The organism is Glycomyces tritici (genome assembly GCF_030403505.1).
The window spans coordinates 133,215-150,827 of the sequence record NZ_JAUEMJ010000001.1 but is presented as its reverse complement, the minus strand read 5'-3'; the positions used below and the strand labels follow the sequence as shown (position 1 = coordinate 150,827).

General features: G+C 70.7%; 19 protein-coding genes. 13 read left to right on the top strand and 6 right to left on the bottom strand.

Features of this window, described 5'->3' with window-relative positions:
• Positions 1 to 15: 15 nt before the first annotated feature.
• Positions 16 to 1,023, bottom strand: coding sequence for a GDP-mannose 4,6-dehydratase (gene gmd / locus QWI33_RS00660; RefSeq protein ID WP_289953874.1), 1,008 nt, complete (start codon positions 1,021 to 1,023; stop codon positions 16 to 18).
• A 201-nt stretch (positions 1,024 to 1,224) separates the two neighbouring features.
• Between gmd and QWI33_RS00655 the strand changes: the two genes are divergently transcribed.
• The 3 genes from QWI33_RS00655 (at position 1,225) to QWI33_RS00645 (ending at position 4,536) form a co-directional block, all read left to right on the top strand.
• A complete protein-coding gene (locus QWI33_RS00655; RefSeq protein ID WP_289953872.1) occupies positions 1,225 to 2,376 on the top strand; it encodes an alkaline phosphatase PhoX in 1,152 nt (383 codons plus the stop codon).
• A 103-nt stretch (positions 2,377 to 2,479) separates the two neighbouring features.
• Positions 2,480 to 3,469 (top strand): NAD(P)/FAD-dependent oxidoreductase, encoded by a 990-nt coding sequence (locus QWI33_RS00650; protein ID WP_289953870.1) that lies wholly within the window; start codon positions 2,480 to 2,482, stop codon positions 3,467 to 3,469.
• A gap of 101 nt (positions 3,470 to 3,570) precedes the next feature.
• Entirely contained in the window at positions 3,571 to 4,536 is a 966-nt protein-coding gene (locus QWI33_RS00645; protein ID WP_289953868.1) for an NAD(P)H-quinone oxidoreductase, read from the top strand.
• A gap of 348 nt (positions 4,537 to 4,884) precedes the next feature.
• Here the strand turns inward: QWI33_RS00645 and QWI33_RS00640 are convergent, their stop codons facing one another.
• Positions 4,885 to 5,355 carry a MerR family transcriptional regulator gene (locus QWI33_RS00640; RefSeq protein ID WP_289953866.1) on the bottom strand — a complete coding sequence of 157 codons (471 nt, stop codon included), beginning with the start codon at positions 5,353 to 5,355 and terminating at the stop codon, positions 4,885 to 4,887.
• A 115-nt stretch (positions 5,356 to 5,470) separates the two neighbouring features.
• Between QWI33_RS00640 and thrS the strand changes: the two genes are divergently transcribed.
• A complete protein-coding gene (gene thrS, locus QWI33_RS00635) occupies positions 5,471 to 7,549 on the top strand; it encodes a threonine--tRNA ligase (protein ID WP_435367542.1) in 2,079 nt (692 codons plus the stop codon).
• Positions 7,550 to 7,599: 50 nt separating this feature from the next.
• On the opposite strand, the gene QWI33_RS00630 is transcribed toward thrS, so the two are convergent.
• Positions 7,600 to 9,093, bottom strand: coding sequence for a potassium/proton antiporter (locus tag QWI33_RS00630; RefSeq protein WP_289953861.1), 1,494 nt, complete (start codon positions 9,091 to 9,093; stop codon positions 7,600 to 7,602).
• Between the two features lie 245 nt (positions 9,094 to 9,338).
• Between QWI33_RS00630 and QWI33_RS00625 the strand changes: the two genes are divergently transcribed.
• From QWI33_RS00625 to pdxS, 7 genes are all read left to right on the top strand, one after another.
• A complete protein-coding gene (locus QWI33_RS00625) occupies positions 9,339 to 9,884 on the top strand; it encodes an HIT family protein (RefSeq protein ID WP_289953859.1) in 546 nt (181 codons plus the stop codon).
• A gap of 113 nt (positions 9,885 to 9,997) precedes the next feature.
• The gene (gene pgsA, locus QWI33_RS00620; protein ID WP_289953858.1) at positions 9,998 to 10,627 is read left to right on the top strand and encodes a phosphatidylinositol phosphate synthase; all 630 of its coding nucleotides are present in this window, start codon (positions 9,998 to 10,000) and stop codon (positions 10,625 to 10,627) included.
• Positions 10,620 to 11,516, top strand: coding sequence for a phosphatidylinositol mannoside acyltransferase (locus QWI33_RS00615; protein WP_289953856.1), 897 nt, complete (start codon positions 10,620 to 10,622; stop codon positions 11,514 to 11,516). The genes pgsA and QWI33_RS00615 overlap by 8 nt, the downstream gene beginning before the upstream one ends.
• A 10-nt stretch (positions 11,517 to 11,526) precedes the next feature.
• Positions 11,527 to 12,645: a glycosyltransferase family 4 protein gene (locus tag QWI33_RS00610; protein ID WP_353895358.1), complete on the top strand. Its 1,119-nt coding sequence runs from the start codon at positions 11,527 to 11,529 to the stop codon at positions 12,643 to 12,645.
• A gap of 130 nt (positions 12,646 to 12,775) precedes the next feature.
• Complete coding sequence (locus tag QWI33_RS00605; protein WP_289953852.1) at positions 12,776 to 13,231, top strand: SPW repeat protein; 456 nt, start codon at positions 12,776 to 12,778, stop codon at positions 13,229 to 13,231.
• 73 nt (positions 13,232 to 13,304) lie between these two features.
• Positions 13,305 to 13,784: a hypothetical protein gene (locus QWI33_RS00600; RefSeq protein WP_289953850.1), complete on the top strand. Its 480-nt coding sequence runs from the start codon at positions 13,305 to 13,307 to the stop codon at positions 13,782 to 13,784.
• A gap of 129 nt (positions 13,785 to 13,913) precedes the next feature.
• Entirely contained in the window at positions 13,914 to 14,834 is a 921-nt protein-coding gene (gene pdxS, locus QWI33_RS00595; RefSeq protein ID WP_360413233.1) for a pyridoxal 5'-phosphate synthase lyase subunit PdxS, read from the top strand.
• Between the two features lie 61 nt (positions 14,835 to 14,895).
• On the opposite strand, the gene QWI33_RS00590 is transcribed toward pdxS, so the two are convergent.
• Positions 14,896 to 15,327: an SSI family serine proteinase inhibitor gene (locus QWI33_RS00590; RefSeq protein ID WP_289953848.1), complete on the bottom strand. Its 432-nt coding sequence runs from the start codon at positions 15,325 to 15,327 to the stop codon at positions 14,896 to 14,898.
• Positions 15,328 to 15,439: 112 nt separating this feature from the next.
• On the opposite strand from QWI33_RS00590, the gene QWI33_RS00585 reads away from it, so the two are divergent.
• Positions 15,440 to 15,739 (top strand): hypothetical protein, encoded by a 300-nt coding sequence (locus tag QWI33_RS00585; RefSeq protein ID WP_289953847.1) that lies wholly within the window; start codon positions 15,440 to 15,442, stop codon positions 15,737 to 15,739.
• Here the strand turns inward: QWI33_RS00585 and QWI33_RS00580 are convergent.
• Entirely contained in the window at positions 15,736 to 16,305 is a 570-nt protein-coding gene (locus tag QWI33_RS00580; RefSeq protein WP_289953845.1) for a hypothetical protein, read from the bottom strand. The genes QWI33_RS00585 and QWI33_RS00580 overlap by 4 nt on opposite strands.
• Before the next feature lie 48 nt (positions 16,306 to 16,353).
• Positions 16,354 to 16,764: a hypothetical protein gene (locus QWI33_RS00575; protein ID WP_289953844.1), complete on the bottom strand. Its 411-nt coding sequence runs from the start codon at positions 16,762 to 16,764 to the stop codon at positions 16,354 to 16,356.
• Positions 16,765 to 16,945: 181 nt separating this feature from the next.
• On the opposite strand from QWI33_RS00575, the gene pdxT reads away from it, so the two are divergent.
• Positions 16,946 to 17,596, top strand: coding sequence for a pyridoxal 5'-phosphate synthase glutaminase subunit PdxT (pdxT, locus tag QWI33_RS00570; RefSeq protein WP_289953842.1), 651 nt, complete (start codon positions 16,946 to 16,948; stop codon positions 17,594 to 17,596).
• Positions 17,597 to 17,613 lie beyond the last annotated feature (17 nt).

The following is a 17,613-nucleotide window of genomic DNA, read 5'->3' as shown; positions in this document are numbered from 1 at the left end:
ACGAGGGTAACCAGATCACAGGGCCTTGCGGTCGGCGTCGACCATGATCCGTGCCAGTTCGTCCCAGTGGACGCGGGCCTTCCAGCCGATCTCGCGCTCGATCTTGGACGGGTCGCCGATGAGCTCGGGGACCTCCGCTGGGCGCTCGTAGCGCGCGTCGTGCTCGATGTGGTCGCGCCAGTCGAGCCCGGCGTGGCCGAACGCGGCCTCGGCGAAGTCGCGCACCGTCGCGGGCCTGCCGGTGGCGATCACGTAGTCGACCGGCTCGTCGTGCTGGAGCATGAGCCACATCGCCTCCACGTACTCGGGCGCGTAGCCCCAGTCGCGCACGGCGTCCATGTTGCCGAGGAAGACCTTCTGCTCCAGGCCCGCCGCGATCCGCGCGACGGCGCGCGTGATCTTGCGGGTCACGAACGTCTCGCCGCGGCGCGGGCTCTCGTGGTTGAAGGAGATCCCGTTGACGGCGAACATCCCGTAGGACTCGCGGTAGTTCACGGTGGCCCAGTGCGCGTAGACCTTCGCGACCCCGTAGGGGCTGCGGGGGTGGAAGGGCGTGGTCTCGTCCTGCGGGGGCGCGGCCGTGCCGAACATCTCCGAAGTGGACGCCTGGTAGATCCGGGTGTCGATGCCGCTGGCGCGCACGGCCTCCAGGAGCCGGATGGCGCCGAGCGCGGTCACGTTCGCCGTGTACTCGGGGAGGTCGAAGCTGACGCGCACGTGGCTCTGGGCGGCGAGGTTGTAGATCTCGTCGGGCCGCACGTCGCGGACGAGGTTCACCATCATGCCCGCGTCCGTCAGGTCGCCCTTGTGCAGGAAGAGCTTGCGCTCGGTCTCGTGCGGGTCCTGGTAGACCGCCTCGAGGCGGGAGGTGTTGGCGATGAGCGAGGACGCGTGCCGGACGATCCCGTGGACCGTGTAGCCCTTCGCGAGCAGCAGCTCGGTGAGGTAGGAGCCGTCCTGGCCGGTGATGCCGGTGATCAGGGCGGTCTTGCCGGGGGCGGTCGGGGGTGTCGCTGCGGTCATTCGTCCGCCTTCCTGTCGGCTGCGGTCCGAAGTCTAATCCAGGACGCGGGTCCGATCGGCGGTGAAAAGCGTTCATGTCCCGGTCATCGAGTCATCACCGACCCGTCCTGCAGCGTTGCCACGCCCTACGGGCCGAGTTCCCTACGGTGTACGGGCAAGCGATCCCTCCCCCCATCAGTTTCGCCCGCAAAGGAACCGCTCATGCACCGACGCAACGTACTCCGAGCCGCCGTGGTCGGCACCGGCTCCGTCGCCTTCGGCTTCACCATGACCCGCCCCTCGTTCGCCGCCTACCCCGTCCAGACCGGACCGAGCCCCTACGGCTCCCTCCAGTCCGCCGACGCCAACGGCGTGATGCTCCCGCAGGGCTTCACCTCCCGCGTCGTCGCCCGCTCCTCCCAGACCGTGCCCGGCACCGCCTACACCTGGCACGGCGCCCCCGACGGCGGCGCGTGCTTCGCCGACGGGAACGGCTGGATCTACGTGTCCAACGCCGAGCTCTCCACCGGCGGCGGCGCCGGCGCGCTGCGCTTCGACGCCGCCGGGAACGTCGTCGACGCCTACCGCATCCTCAGCGGCACCCGCACCAACTGCGCCGGCGGCGCGACCCCCTGGCACACCTGGCTCTCGTGCGAGGAGGTCGACCGCGGGTACGTGTACGAGACCGACCCGTTCGGCGTGAACGCCGCCGTGCAGCGGGCCGCCATGGGCCGCTTCAAGCACGAGGCCGCCGCATGCGACCCCGACCGGGGCGTGGTCTACCTGACCGAGGACGTCTCCGACGGCGCGTTCTACCGCTTCAAGCCCACCACCTGGGGGAACCTCGCCTCCGGGCAGCTCCAGGTCCTCACCGAGTCCGGCGGGGCGCTCACCTGGAGGAACGTGCCCGACCCGGACGGCTCGCCGACCGCCACCCGCAACCAGGTCGCGAACACCAAGCGCTTCAACGGCGGCGAGGGCTGCCACTACGCCGACGGCGTCTGCTTCTTCACCACCAAGGGCGACAACCGGGTCTGGGCCTACGACGCGGTGAACAACACCATCGCCATCGCCTACGACGACAACCTGACCTCCAGCGCGCCGCTCACCGGCGTCGACAACATCACCGGCGCCCCCGGCGGCGGCGACCTGTTCGTCGCCGAGGACGGCGGCAACATGGAGATCTGCATCATCACGCCCGACGACATCGTGGCGCCGTTCCTGCGCCTCTCCGGCCACGGCTCCTCCGAGATCACCGGCCCCGCGTTCAACCCGGCCGGGAACCGCCTCTACTTCTCGTCCCAGCGCGGCACCTCCGGCTCCAGCTCCGCCGGCGTCACCTTCGAGGTGACCGGCCCGTTCCGCACGGTGTGAACCGAAGGGGCTTCGCGGAGGTCCGCCTCCGCGAAGCCCCACGGGGGCCGCCGCGTCGCTAGGATGTCGGAACGTGTCCCTACAACGGAGTCGGTGATCGTCCATGCCCGTCCTCACCGTCGACCTCGCGATCGTCGGAGCCGGCCCCTCGGGCCTCTTCGCCGCCTACTACGCGGGCTTCCGCGGCCTCACGACCGCCGTCCTCGACGCGCTTCCCGAAGCGGGTGGCCAGATCACGGCCATGTACCCCGAGAAGCAGATCCTCGACGTCGCCGGATTCCCCTCGATCAAGGGCCGCGACCTCGTCGCCAACCTCCTGCGCCAGGCCGCCCCGTTCGAGCCGCAGTACCTCCTCGGCCGCCAGGCGAGCCGGCTCGAGTACCGCGACGGCGCCCCCGTGCTCGAACTCGAGCCCTCCGAAGGCGATGCCGGCCAGCGCATCGAGGCCCAGGCCGTGCTCATCACCGGCGGGCTCGGCAGCTTCGCGCCCCGCCCCCTGCCCGCGGCCGAGGGCTTCCACGGCGCCGGCATCGTCTACTTCGTGCCCGAACTCGCCGCCCACGCCGGGCAGGACGTGGTGATCGTGGGAGGCGGCGACTCCGCGTTCGACTGGGCGATCGCCCTGCACGGCATCGCCCGCAGCACCACGATCGTGCACCGCCGCGAGAAGTTCCGCGCCCACCAGGCCACTGTGGACCAGGTGCGGGAACTCGGGGTGCCGGTGGTCGTCAACGCGCAGGTGACCGCCGTGCACGGCACCGAGACGGTCAGCGGGGTCACGGTGGACGTGAAGGACGAAGGGACCCGGGAGCTCCCGGCCGACGCGATCGTGGCGGCCCTCGGCTTCACCGCCGACCTCGGGCCGCTGGGGGAGTGGGGCCTCGAACTCGACCGCCGCTGCATCGCGGTGGACTCCACGATGGCCACCAACCTGCCGCGCGTCTACGCCGCCGGCGACATCGCGGCATACCCGGGCAAGGTCAAGCTCATCGCCACCGGCTTCGGCGAGGCCGCCACCGCGGTGAACAACGCCGCGGTCGCGATCGACCCCGATGCGCACCTCTTCCCTGGACATTCGAGCGAACGTCCCTAATCCGTTGCAGCACAAGGGATCTCGCAAATCCAAACGGGACTAACGTGACGTACCGACGGGTATCACGCCGGTGACTCCGACCGGAGTCCTACTATGCGGGGATGCTTGCCATGTCCGTCGCCGACGGCCGCCTCACCGCCGCCCAGGTGCCCGAGCCCGCGCCCGGCCCCGATGAAGTCCTCATCGAGGTCGCCGCCGCCGGCGTCAACCGCGCCGACCTCCTCCAAGTCGCCGGCCACTACCCGAGCCCGCCCGGTGCGCCCGCCTGGTCCGGACTCGAGGTCTCCGGCACGATCGTCCACGTCGGCAGCGACGACAACGCCTCGTTCCTCGGCGCCGAGGTCTGCGCCCTGCTCCCCGGAGGCGGCTACGCCCAGTACGTCACCGTGGACGCCGGACTCGTGCTCCCCAGGCCCGAGAAGGTCGCCCTCGTGGACGCGGCCGGACTGCCCGAAGTCGCCGCCACCGTCTACTCGAACCTCGGCTACCTCCTCGACGCGGACGCCGACCGCAAGCGCCGCGTCCTCGTGCACGGCGGCGCGGGCGGCATCGGCACCTTCGCGATCCAGTTCGCGAAGAAGCTCGCCGCCGCCGAGACCTGGACGACCGCGCGCGCCGAATGGACCCAGCGCCTGCAGGCGCTCGGAGCCGACCGGGTCATCGACTACCGCAGCGAGGACTTCGCCGCGCTCGCCATGGAAGCGGGCGGGGCCGACGCCATCCTCGACGTGATCGGCGCGGCCTACTTCGAGCCGAACCTCAAGGCCCTCGCCCAGGACGGCCGCCTCGCGATCATCGGCCTCCAGCAGGGCACCGCCGCCCAGATCCACCTCGGCGGCCTCCTCGCCAAGCGCGCGACCATCACCGGCACCACACTCCGGGCCCGCCCCATCGAGCAGCGCCGCCAGATCCTCGCTGAAGCCTTCGAACGCGTCTGGCCCGCCCTCGACTCCGGCGAGATCGAACCGGTGGTCACCACCCGGATGCCGCTGACCGAAGCGGCCGAAGCCCACCGGCTCATGGGCGCGGGCGGCCACTTCGGCAAGATCGTCCTCACGGTCAAATAAGGCGACCGACCGGCCGACACCGTCGGACCCCTCGGGCGCCCTTGACCGGTGCTCATCCACGGCTCGCAAGCCGAGGCGGGGTCCTGCGAACATCCGATTCGCGCAGCACCGCCGAGGCGCGCCCGAACGACGACGACGCGTCGGACCCTTGAACCGGGGGCGCCTCGCGACGCCCGATCTGCGAAGACGCTCCGTGACACGCCGAAAACGCACTCGCCGCGGTCCCGACCCGGGACCGCGGCGAACGCGTCTGCTCCGACTACTTCTCGCAGCAGCCGTGGCAGCACGCCTCACCGGCGCAGTCGCACGCACTGTCGTTGCAGCAGGTGCAGCACTCATCGGTCATCATCATCGACACTCACCTCCATCGGCGACCTGATCGGATCCGCGGCTCGGCACGCGCGCCGAGCCCGGGGGACACCAGTTCTCGGGCAGCGGCGCATCGCACCCGCCCGCGTCGACCGCCCGCAGCATGTCCGTCAGCTGGCTCCGCAAGCCCTCCAGCCGCACGATCTCGGCCGTGATCTCGCCGATGCGCCGCTCCAGGTGCTGCCCGGCCGGCTCGCACGGGCACGAGCCCGTGTCGCGCACGGCCAGCAGGTCCCCGATGTCGGCCAGGCGCAGCCCCGCGCGCTGGCAGGCCCGGATGAACCGGGCCCGGTCCAGCGCCTCGGGCCCGTACCGGCGGTAGCCGGCGGCGCTGCGCTCGGGCGCGGGGAACAGGCCCTCGCGCTCCCAGTGGCGGATCGCGTCGGTCGAGACGCCCACCGCTTCGGCGAGCCTTCCGACCGTCAAGGTGGCGGCGATTGCTGCGGTCATGCAACGACCGTAAACCTTGGTGCCAGGACCAAGGTCAAGTCCGGACGCGAAGGAATCTCCGCCACGCCTGCGGCAGCCCCAATGCGATGGAGTCCACAGCGCCGCGGCTACTACCATGGACCCGTTATCCGACATCGGAAACTCCGATGACCAGCACCGAACGAGGAGAACCGTGGCATCCGCAGCGCCGAATCACAGCAGCCCAGCCGTCATAGAACCGCTGTGGGTGACTGCCGGCACCACGTGCGCTGCCGCGGTGGCCGAGGCCGGGCTCCCCGGCAACGGGCCGAACGCGATCGTCGTCGTCCGCGACGCCGACGGCCAGCTCCGCGACCTCTCCTGGGCCCCTGACGCCGACACCAAGGTCGAGCCCGTGCCGCTCGGCAGCCCGGACGGGCTCAACGTCATGCGCCACTCCGCCGCGCACGTCATGGCGCAGGCGGTGCAGGAGCTGCACGAGGCCAAGCTGGGCATCGGCCCGCCGATCACCGACGGCTTCTACTACGACTTCGACGTCGCCGAGCCGTTCAACCCCGACGACCTCAAGGCCGTCGAGAAGCGCATGCTCCAGATCATCAAGCAGGGGCAGACCTTCCACCGCCGCAAGTACGCGTCCCTCGACGAGGCCCGCGCCGAGCTCGCGAACGAGCCCTACAAGCTCGAGCTCATCGAGACCAAGGGCGAGGGCACCGACGCCGACGAGGTCATGGAGGTCGGCGGCGGCGAGCTCACCGCGTACGACAACCACGACCGCAACGGCGAGCGCGTCTGGGGCGACCTCTGCCGCGGCCCGCACCTGCCCTCGACCAAGCTCATCGGCTCGGTCAAGATCATGCGCTCGGCCGCCGCGTACTGGATGGGCTCGGAGAAGAACCCGCAGCTCCAGCGCATCTACGGCACCGCCTGGCCGACCCTGCAGGACCAGAAGGACTACCTCGCGCGCCTGGCCGAGGCCGAGAAGCGCGACCACCGCAAGCTCGGGCAGCAGCTCGACCTGTTCTCGTTCCCCGACGAGCTCGGCTCCGGGCTCCCGGTGTTCCACCCCAAGGGCGCGATCATCCGCCACGAGATGGAGTCCTACCTGCGCGAACGACAGCGCCAGGCCGGGTACGAGGTGGTGAACACCCCGCACATCACCAAGGAAGGGCTGTTCCACACCTCGGGGCACCTGCCGTACTACGCGGACACCATGTTCCCGCCGATGGAGCTCGAGGGCGCGAACTACTACCTCAAGGCCATGAACTGCCCGATGCACAACCTGATCTTCCGCTCGCGCGGGCGCTCGTACCGCGAGCTGCCGCTGCGTCTGTCGGAGTTCGGGACCGTGTACCGGTACGAGAAGTCCGGGGTGGTCCACGGCCTGACCCGCGTGCGCGGCCTGACCCAGGACGACGCGCACATCTACTGCACCGAGGAGCAGGCCCCCGGCGAGATCAGGAGCCTGCTGGAGTTCGTGCTGCAGCTGCTGCGCGACTACGGGCTCAACGACTTCTACCTGGAGCTCTCGACCAAGGGCGACTCGGACAAGTTCATCGGCGACGACGAGCTGTGGGAGTCGGCGACCGCGACCCTGCGGCAGGTCGCCGAGGAGTCGGGCCTCGACCTGGTCCCGGACCCGGGCGGGGCGGCCTTCTACGGCCCCAAGATCTCCGTCCAGGCGAAGGACGCGATCGGCCGCACCTGGCAGATGTCGACCATCCAGTTGGACTTCAACCAGCCGGTCGGCTTCGGCCTCGAGTACTCGGCTGCCGACGGCACCCGCAAGCAGCCGGTCATGATCCACCGGGCGCTGTTCGGTTCGATCGAGCGGTTCTTCGGGGTGCTCACCGAGCACTACGCGGGCGCGTTCCCGGCGTGGCTGGCCCCGGTGCAGGCCGTCGGCATCCCGGTGCGCGACGAGAACGCCGACTACCTGGAGGCGTTCTTCGGGAAGCTGCGGGCGGCGGGCATCCGCGGCGAGGTCGACCACTCGGACGACCGGATGCAGAAGAAGGTCCGCAACGCGCAGCTGCAGAAGATCCCGTTCATGATCATCGCGGGCGACGAGGACCAGAACGCGGGCACCGTCTCGTTCCGGTACCGCGACGGCTCGCAGCGCAACGGCGTCCCGGCGGACGAGGCGATCGCCCACGTCGCCGGCTTCGTCGAGTCGCGGGTCAACGAGGGCCCTTCGGCCGCAACCGAAGAGGCGTAAGCAAGCGCGAATGAGGGCCGGGGCGGCGACGTCCCGGCCCTCTCGTGTGCTCAGTCCTTGCCGGTCTCGCCGAGCCAGCGGGCGAGCCGGCCGGCGCGGGCCAGCGCCGTGAGGCGCTGCTCGGTCGCTTCGCGGAGGGTGGGGTTGGTGACGATGATGAGCTGGTCGCCCGAGCGGAGGCGGTCGGCATTGGCGGGGACGAAGAGGCGGTCGCCGCGCACCACGCCGGCGACGGCGCTGCCTTCGGGCAGGCGCAGCTCGAAGATCCTGATGCCCGCCAGACCCGATCCCTTCTGGACGGTGATGGTGAGGACCTCGCCGTCCACGGCGTCGAGCGGGGCGGTCTCGATCTCGATCTCCTGGACGATGTCCTCCTGCGAGAGGCCGAGCCGCCGCGCCACCCACGGCAGGGTCGGGCCCTGGAGCAGCGTGAAGACGACCACGAGCACGAACACGATGTCCCAGAGCTGCTGCGCGCCGGGCAGGTGCGCCGCGCGCGGGATCGTCGCCAGGACGATGGGGATCGCGCCGCGCAGGCCCGCCCATGACAGGAGCACCTGCTCCTTGCGCGTGAACTTGAAGGGCAGCAGGGAGACCCACACCGCGAGAGGCCGCGCGACGAGGGTGAGCACCACGCCGAGGACGAGGCCCGGCACGATCGCGTCGAGCAGGTTCGAGGGCGAGGCGAGCAGGCCCAGCATCACGAACATGCCGAGCTGCGCCATCCAGCCCAGGCCCGTGGCGAACGACTGCGTCGCGGCCCGGTGCGGCAGGCGCGAGTTGCCGAGCACGAGCGCCGCCAGGTAGGCGGCGATGAACCCGGAGGCGTGCAGCGCCCCGGCGGCCGCGAAGGCCGCCAGGCCGAGGCTGAAGACCGCCAGCGGGTAGAGGCCGGAGACCGGCAGTGCCAGGCGCCGCAGCAGCCAGGCGCCGCCGGAGCCGATCGCGAGGCCGATCAGCGAGCCGGCGGCGAGCTCCCACACGAGGACGCCGAACAGGTGCCCCGGCTCGGGCATGCCCGCGGCGGCCGAGAACGCGAGCACCAGGATCACCGCGGGCGCGTCGTTGAAGCCCGACTCGGCTTCGAGGGTGCCGCTGAGCCGCTTCGGCAGTCCGATGCCGCGCAGCACCGAGAAGACCGCCGCCGCGTCGGTCGAGGCGACGACCGCGCCGATGGTGAGCGAGAGCTGCCAGTCGAAGCCGAGCAGGAAGTGCGCGCCGAGCGCGGTGACGGCCACCGAGACGCCGACGCCCACCGTCGCGAGCATGCCGGCGGGGGCCACCTGCTTGCGGATCGCCTGCCAGCGGGTCGAGAGGCCGCCCTCGATGAGGATGAGCGCCAGTGCGAACGTGCCGAGCGCCTGGGCGAGTTCGAAGTCCTCGAACGGGATGCCGACGCCGTCCTCGCCGAGGACCAGGCCCGCACCGAGGAACACCAGCAGCGCCGGGAGTCCGAGCCGCTGCGTCGCGCGCAGGGCCGCGATGGAGAGGAGCACGGTGACGCAGCCGATCAGCACTACGAGGTACAGCTGGGGCAACGTCACGTCCGGAGCTTAACCGACACGACGTGGCACGGTGTTTTCGTCGGGTTTCCAACCGGTGCGGGCGGCGGCCTAGGGGGTGTTCGCGGGCCCCCGGCGAGTCGACATCCGAGTCCGTTCGTTCGCTCGGGAGGCGCAAGGCCCTCCGAATACCAGTGCCGTATTTCGAGGGCCGGCAGCGAAGTGAGCGGGCAAACGGGCCGGATAGCGGCCGTCAGGGGTCCGCGAGCACCCCCTAGGATCGTCCCGTGGAAGAGCGCGAAGGCGAAGGCGTCGGCGTCCCCGACGGGTACGAGCGGCTGTGGACCCCGCACCGCATGTCCTACATCCAAGGCGAAGGCAAGCCGACGGGCGATGACGCGGACGTGGAGGGCTGCCCGTTCTGCGAGATCCCGAAGCTCGACGACGCGGACGGCAACATCGTCGCCCGCGCGGCGCACATGTACGTGGTCATGAACAAGTACCCGTACAACAACGGGCACCTCATGGTCGTGCCCTTCCGGCACGTCCCCGACTACACCGACCTCGACGCCGACGAGATCGCCGAGATGGGCGCGCTCACCCAGCGCGCCATGACCGTCCTGCGCGCGGTGATGGGCGCGCACGGGTTCAACATCGGGATGAACCAGGGCCAGGTCGCGGGCGCCGGCATCGCCGGGCACCTGCACGAGCACATCGTCCCCCGCTGGGGCGGGGACGCGAACTTCATGCCGATCATCGGCCGCACCAAGACCCTCCCGCAGCTGCTGAAGGACACCCGCGCGGACCTCGCGGCCGCATGGGAGCGGGTGTGACCGGCCGGACCCCGTTAGAGTCAAGGCAGCGCCCCTCTCCGGCCCGGTCCGGGGGCGGGCACCGCACCCACTTGCCCGAACACCCACCCGGGCCGCCCAGAAAACAGGAGACCATGGCGAAGTTCCTTCGGACCTCCGGCCGAGCGGGCGTGCGCCGTTACGTCGACGCCGCCGCGAAGGTCCTCATCCGCGTAGGCGTGTCCGCCAACGCCGTCACCGTGACCGGGACCGCCGTGGTCGTCGGCGCTTCAGTGCTGCTCCTCGCGCCCGGCCACCTGCTGGCGGGGCTCCTCGTGGTCGCCGCCTCCGTCCTCACCGACATGCTCGACGGCGCGATCGCCCGCGTCAAGGGCACCACGAGCCGATTCGGCGCCCTCCTCGACTCCACTTGCGACCGGCTGGCGGACGGCGCGATCTTCGCCGGCCTGGCCTACTTCCTCCTCGCTGAGGACCGGGGCCTGGGCGGCGCGCTCGCGCTGTGGGCGCTCATCGCCTCGCAGATGGTCTCGTACGTGCGGGCCCGCGCCGAGTCGCTCGGCGCCGACTGCAATGTGGGCATCGCCGAGCGCCCCGAGCGGCTCATCATCGCGGCCGCTGCGGTCCTCGCCGAAGTCCTCGGTGTGCCGTGGGCGCTCGAGGCCGGCCTGGGCCTGCTGTGCGTGCTCGCCTCGATCACGGTGGTGCAGCGCCTCTTCCACGCCCGCGCGGTGCTCGCCGCGAGCGAGGGGCGCGTCGATGTCTGAGCGCCTCACCGAGCTGGCCTACCTGGCGGCCTGGCGCGGCGTGCGGCTCCTCCCCGAGGGCGCCGCGAGTGCGCTGGGGAACCGCTTCGCGGACCGGGCCCTGCGCAAGAACGGCCGGAGCGTGCGCCAGCTGCGCAAGAACCTCGCCCGGGTCGTCGGCACTGAGCCCGACGAGGCGCTGATGCGCCAGGCGATGCGCTCGTACGCCCGGTACTGGCTGGAGGCGTTCCGGCTGCCGTCGATGAGCACCGCGCAGCTCGAGCGGAAGTTCGAGATGAACGGGTACGAGCCCGTCCACGAGCGGGCCCGGCAGGGCCTGGGCTCGATCGTGGCGCTGCCGCACTGCGGGAACTGGGACTTCGCGGGCGCCTGGGTCGGCGCCGTCGCGAAGGACAAGCTCACCACGGTCGCCGAGCGGCTGAAGCCCGAAGGGGTCTACCGGCGGTTCCTGGAGTACCGCGAGTCCCTCGGCATGCAGATCATCCCGACCTCCGGCGGCGACCGCAACCCGCAAGCGGCCCTTGGTGAAGCACTCGACGCCGGGCATGTGGTCGCGCTGGTCGCCGACCGCGACCTGGGCCGCGGGGGCACCGAGGTGAAGTTCTTCGGCGAGCCCACCACGTTCCCCACCGGGCCCGCGCTGCTGGCGATCCGCAACAAGGTCGAGCTGTTCACCGCCGCCATCCACTACGAGGACGACCGCGCCGTCTGCCACATCTCGGGCCCGGTCGACCTGGGCACCGGCTCGTTCCGGGAGCGGGTCGCCGGCGCGACCCAGCGCATGGCCGAGGCCTTCGAGGAGGGTGTCCGCGCCCACCCCGCCGACTGGCACATGCTGCAGCGCTTCTGGTCCGCCGATTTCGAGGCGCCGCGGGAAGGCGCGGACTGACATGGGGGACCTGCGGATCGGGATCGTCAGCCCGTACTCCTTCGACGTCCCCGGCGGGGTCCAGTTCCACATCCGCGACCTCGCCGAGACCCTCATCGACGCCGGGCACGACGTGTCGGTCCTCGCCCCCGCGACCGAGACCGCGAACCTGCCCGACTTCGTGGTCCCCGGCGGCAAGGCCGTCGCCGTGCCCTACAACGGCTCGATCGCGCGGCTCGCGTTCGGGCCCCGTTCGGCCGCGCGCGTGCGCAAGTGGTGCGCGGAAGGCGACTTCGACGTCATCCACGTGCACGAACCGCTCACGCCGAGCCTCGCGTGCCTGGCGGTCCTCAACGCCCGCTGCCCGGTCGTCGCCACCTTCCACACCGCGATGACCCGTTCGCGCATCCTCGCGGCGGGGAAGCACATGGCGCAGCTGGTGCTCGAGAGCCTCTCCGCGCGCATCGCCGTGAGCCCGTACGCCCGCAAGGTGCAGGTCGAGCACCTCGGCGGCGGCGCCGTCGAGATCCCCAACGGCGTCTCGGTCGCGTTCTACCGCAAGGCCGCACCGCTCGCCGACAAGCCCGACGGGCCCACGATCGGGTTCATGGGCCGCTACTCCGAGCCCCGCAAGGGCTTCCCGATCCTCCGCGACGCCTTCGCCGCGCTCGCCGCCGAACGCCCCGACCTGCACCTGCTCGTGGTCGGCCGCGGCGACCCCGAAGCGGCCGTCGCCGGGCTGGAGCCCGACATCGCCCGCCGCATCCGCTTCCTCGGCGCCGTCGACGACGAGGAGAAGGCCTCGATGCTCGCGGGCGTCGACCTCTACGTCGCCCCCAACACCGGCGGCGAGTCCTTCGGCATGATCCTCACCGAGGCGATGGCCGCCGGGACCTGCGTCCTCGCTTCGGACATCGAGGCGTTCAGCTCCGTCCTCGACGACGGCCGGGCGGGGGAGCTGTTCGCGGTCGGCGACAGCGCCGACCTGGCCGCCAAGGCGGGGCGCCTCCTCGACGACCAGGAACTCCGTACGACGTACGTCGAACGTGCCAACGAGTGGGTCAAGCGCTACGACTGGCCCGAGGTCGCCGCCCGCCTCCTGGAGGTCTACCGCGCGGCCATCGAAGCGGGCACGGAGCAGCGCCGCTGAACCGCCGAACCCCACAAAGAACGTGAGCACCTCTTTACTCTGTGTGCACCACGGGTCCATAATGAGGCGAAGGGTCCGTGTAATCCCGTGCCGGAGCCGCACGCGCGCGGACTCGACGGAGGGCAGTTCGATGGCCGATATCTCTCACAGCACGGGCGAAGCGATGACCACGCACCCGGACGTTCACGAGATGCGGGCCCGTTACGACAAGATGCTCAGCCGCAGGGACGTGGCGATGATCGACGCGCCCATCTTCCTCGTCGGCCTGTACTGCATCATCTCGCCTTGGGTGGTCGGCTTCTCGGCCACGCAGGCGGACTTCGCGACCCACAACCTGATCATCGGCATCGCGGTCGGGCTGCTGGCTCTCGGATTCACCGTCACGCCCGAGCGCATGTACGGCATGAGCTGGGCGTTGTGCGCCGTCGGCATCTGGCTGGCGGTCTCGCCTTGGGTGCTCATCACCGATCCGCCCATGAGTCTCGCCTGGAACAACGTCATCGTCGGCGCGCTGACCTTCCTCCTCGGCCTCATGGCCGCATGGCAGGTCCGTACGTTCCGCGCGGAACCCGGAGCGGAGGTCTAAGCCAGGCCCGAACCCGCACAAGCGTCCACCACCGGGAAACCGGAGGTGGGCGCTCCGCACTAAGATCAGCCCGATGTGGTGGTTGGCTGTGCTCGTGACGATCGTGGCCGTCGTCGGCGCGTACGCGACGTGGACGGTCACCCGCGTCGAACGCCTGCACCGCCGCGCCCACGCCGCCGAAGGCGCCCTCCTCGCCAAGCTCGACGACCGCGCCGAGACCGTCCTCAAGTTCGTCGGCAACCCCGGCTTCGAGGAGGTCGTCGCCCTCGCCCTCTCCGTCGTCGCCGTCCCCGCCGACACCCAGCGCCAGCGCGAGCTGCGCGAATACGCCGAGAACGACCTCACCCGCGCCCTGCGCGAACTCGCCGAGAACCCCCTCTGGTCCGACGACCTCGAGGCCGCCAACCGCCGCGTCGCCCTCGCCCGCCAGATCCACACCGACTTCGTCCGCGACGCCGTCTCCTCCCGCTCCCTCCCCATGTCGGTCGTGCTCCGCCTGCACCGCCGCCTGCCCCGCCCCGAGTACTGGGACATCGAGGACCCGGTGCACTGAGACGCCCCGGTCACCCCCTTTGTATCAAGGGGCTTGTGAGGCGGGTCGCGGCGTAGAATCGGACCGGTCAACCCCTAATGGCGAAGCGTGCGAGCCATACATTTGCCCAGCAGTTGGCGACTACCTCAGATGGAGCCGGGAACCGTGTCACAGACCCAGAAGACCGAGGCCGAGATCGGGACCGCCCGAGTCAAGCGCGGCATGGCCGACATGCTGAAAGGCGGCGTCATCATGGACGTCGTCACGCCCGAGCAGGCCCGGATCGCCGAGGACGCCGGGGCCGTCGCGGTCATGGCGCTCGAGCGCGTCCCCGCCGACATCCGCCGCGAAGGCGGCGTCTCGCGCATGTCCGACCCCGACATGATCGACGGCATCATCGAGGCCGTCTCGATCCCCGTCATGGCCAAGGCCCGCATCGGCCACTTCACCGAAGCGGCCGTCCTGGAGTCCCTCGGCGTCGACTACGTGGACGAGTCCGAGGTCCTCACCCCGGCCGACGAGGCCAACCACATCGACAAGTGGCAGTACAACGTGCCGTTCGTGTGCGGCGCGACCAACCTCGGCGAGGCCCTGCGCCGCATCAGCGAGGGCGCGGCCATGATCCGCTCCAAGGGCGAGGCCGGCACCGGCAACGTCGTCGAGGCCACCCGCCACATGCGACAGATCCGCCAGGACATCGGCCGCCTCACCACCCTCGACTCCACCGAGCTGTACGCCGCGGCCAAGGAGCTCCGCGCCCCGTACGAGCTCGTCGCCGAAGTCGCCCGGCTCGGCAAGCTCCCCGTGGTGCTCTTCACCGCCGGCGGCATCGCCACCCCCGCCGACGCGGCCATGATGATGCAGCTCGGCGCCGAAGGCGTCTTCGTCGGCTCCGGCATCTTCAAGTCCGGCGACCCGGCCAAGCGCGCCGCCGCCATCGTCAAGGCCACCGCCTTCCACGACGACCCGAAGGTCATCGCCGAGGTCTCCCGCGGCCTGGGCGAGGCCATGGTCGGCATCAACGTCGACACGCTCGCCGAGGACCAGAAGCTCGCCAAGCGCGGCTGGTAGACCCGAACGCGACAGGGGCCCGGGCGGTTGCGCCCGGGCCCCTCTCCACGTCCTGCCCCGCTCAGAAGTCGAGCAGGCTCCCGCCGGTGGCGAGGACCGCCTCGCAGCGGTTCGAGTACTCCTTCATGAAGAACTGGTTCGTCTGGTGCCAGTGGCCGGACACCACCACCAGGACCGGCGCGTACTCCTTGGTGCACATGCCGTCTGCCGGGGCGATCGCGTTGATGAGCCCGCGCGCCTCCTTGAGCTGGTCGCACACGGCGGCCGCGTTCGGGTGCTCGCTCCACTCCTGCGGGCACGAGAGCGTGATCGCATCGGCCTCCCCGTTAGCGGCGGCGACGCTGATCTCGAACGCGCTGTGCGGACCGGAGCCGTCGCCGATGCCGGGGTCGACCGGGATCGGCTCGTACGGCAGGAGCGCCGCTTGGACCGGACCCGACCCTGCGGCGACGAATGCGGCGGCCGCGAAGGCGCCGACGATGAGCTTTCTCATGGCCCGATCCTAAGGAGTGGAACGCTCCCGATCCGGTTCCGACACTCCGCATCCGGCCCGCTCTCGCCCCGGCCGCGCCCGCGCCCGCGGGACAGGCCCTAGGCTAGGAGCCATGGACGCAAGCGATCTCGACCGGTACTCGACCCCCGACCTCCAGCACCGCGCGTTCGCGCTGGCGCGCGAGCGCCGCGACTGGCGGTTCTTCATCGACCTGTTCCGGCACACCCCGACCGCGCTCGAAGCCGAGGACCTCGACCCGGACGTGTCCGAGATCGGGGTGGCGATCGACGACCTGCTGAGCATGTGGCGCGAGGGCACGAAGGGCGACTGGGGCTCGGCCGAACCGCTCGCGCGGGCGGCCTTCATCGACTACATCCAGCGGCACGGCGCCGAGGAGGAGTCGAAGGGCTAGCCCTCGGCGCGGCTCTTGGCGGACTCGTTGAGCCAGTAGCGGATGTCGCTGGCGAAGAGCCACCACAGGGCGAGCACGGAGGCGAACACCCACGGCGCCACCAGGAGTCCGAACTGCGTGGACATGTACATGCCCACCAGGAAGAGGATGGCGGTGGCGCCGACGGCCCACCAGCGCACGGCCTTCAGGCGGGACTTGAGCCGGATCGCGCACAGCGCGGCGACGATGGCCGCGACGATCGCGAAGCCGGAGATCGCGAGCATGAAGACCATGAACTCGGTGCTCTGGAACGTCTCGTAGGCCGTGCGCGCCGCGTCCTCGGGGGAGATGCCGCCGGGCGGCGGCTGCTCCTTGTAGTCCGCGAGGATCTCGGCCTCGGAGATGTCGCGCGCGCCGATGACGCGGAACGCGTGGAGGTTGCCGAGCAGCACGGCGAAGACCACCTGCACCCACATTGCGATCTGCAGCCGGCGGAGCTTCTTGCGGGGCACCTCGTCCTCGCCGTGCTCGTCCTTCGCGGGCTCTATCGGGCCCTTGTCGCGGCCGAAGTTCGGTTGCGGAAGCATTATGTGGCCTTTCAGCGGTGGCGGCTGGGTCGCCCGCCGACGTTCGTCCTAGTGGTTGAACCAGCGTCGGGCGAAGCGTTCGGTAAGCGTTCCCAAGATCGTAATCGGCACGATGACGAGGCCGATGCACAGCGCCCAGTAGAGGCCGCCGGTGAACAGCAGCCAGCCGAGGCCGACGATCGCGCCGGCCTGCACGAGCAGGATCAGGATCCACAGGATGCGCCACTGGAAGCGCAGCAGGGCGATGGCCAGGACCAGGAACAGGGCGAGGCCGCCGAGGCCGACCGCGGCGCGGTAGACGTCGTGCACGGCGGCGGGGGGCACGAAGTCGTCCGCCGTGTGGTGCAGGAGCACGATGAGGCCGCCGGCGACGAGGGCGATCAGTGCTTCGATCCACATCGTGTTGCGTCCGGCCCGGACGGCACGGGGCATCGGGTTGCGCTTCGAGGTCTTGGCCATCTGTACTTACTCCCGGGCATGAAGGGGTGCGTCACGTTCGATCGCAGACTTTAACGGATCGTCGCCTGTCGACCGAGTTCAGCCTGCTTTCGGTCACAGGGACGCTTCTCCAGGTAGGCGCCGGAGCGAACCCGAATTACGCTTGTGGCGCCCGTTGACGCGAGACTTTTGGAGTTCTCTGATGACCGCTGTGCCCCAGATCGGTGTGCTCGCCCTGCAGGGCGACGTGGTCGACCACATGCGCGCGCTCGAGGCCGCCGGGGCCCGCGCCGTGCCGGTGCGCCGCGCCTCGGAGCTCGACGCCGTGGAGGGCCTGGTCATTCCCGGCGGGGAGTCGACCACGATGAGCAAGCTCCTGGAGATCTTCGACCTGTTCGAGCCCGTCAAGAAGCGCCTGGACGCGGGGCTGCCGGTGTTCGGGTCGTGCGCGGGCATGATCATGCTCGCCGACGAGGTGCTCGACGGCCGCCCCGACCAGCGCTCGTTCGGCGCGATCCCGATGACGGTGCGCCGCAACGCATTCGGGCGCCAAGTGGACTCGTTCGAGACCGAGATCGCCATCGAGGGCGTCGCGGGCGGGCCGTTCCGGGCGGTGTTCATCCGCGCCCCGTGGGTCGAGCGGATCGGCGAGGGCGTCCAGGTGCTGGCGCGGGTCGACAGCGCCTCGGACAGCGGTGCAGGGTCCGGCGGGGAGCAGGGCGGTAGGATCGTCGCCGTACGTGCGGGCGCCTGCCTGGCCACCTCCTTCCACCCGGAGGTGACCCCCGACGCGCGGGTGCACGAGTACTTCGTGGATATGGTCCGAGGCGCAGACGCCGGACCGGTCGAGTAGTAGGAACGAGGAACGCC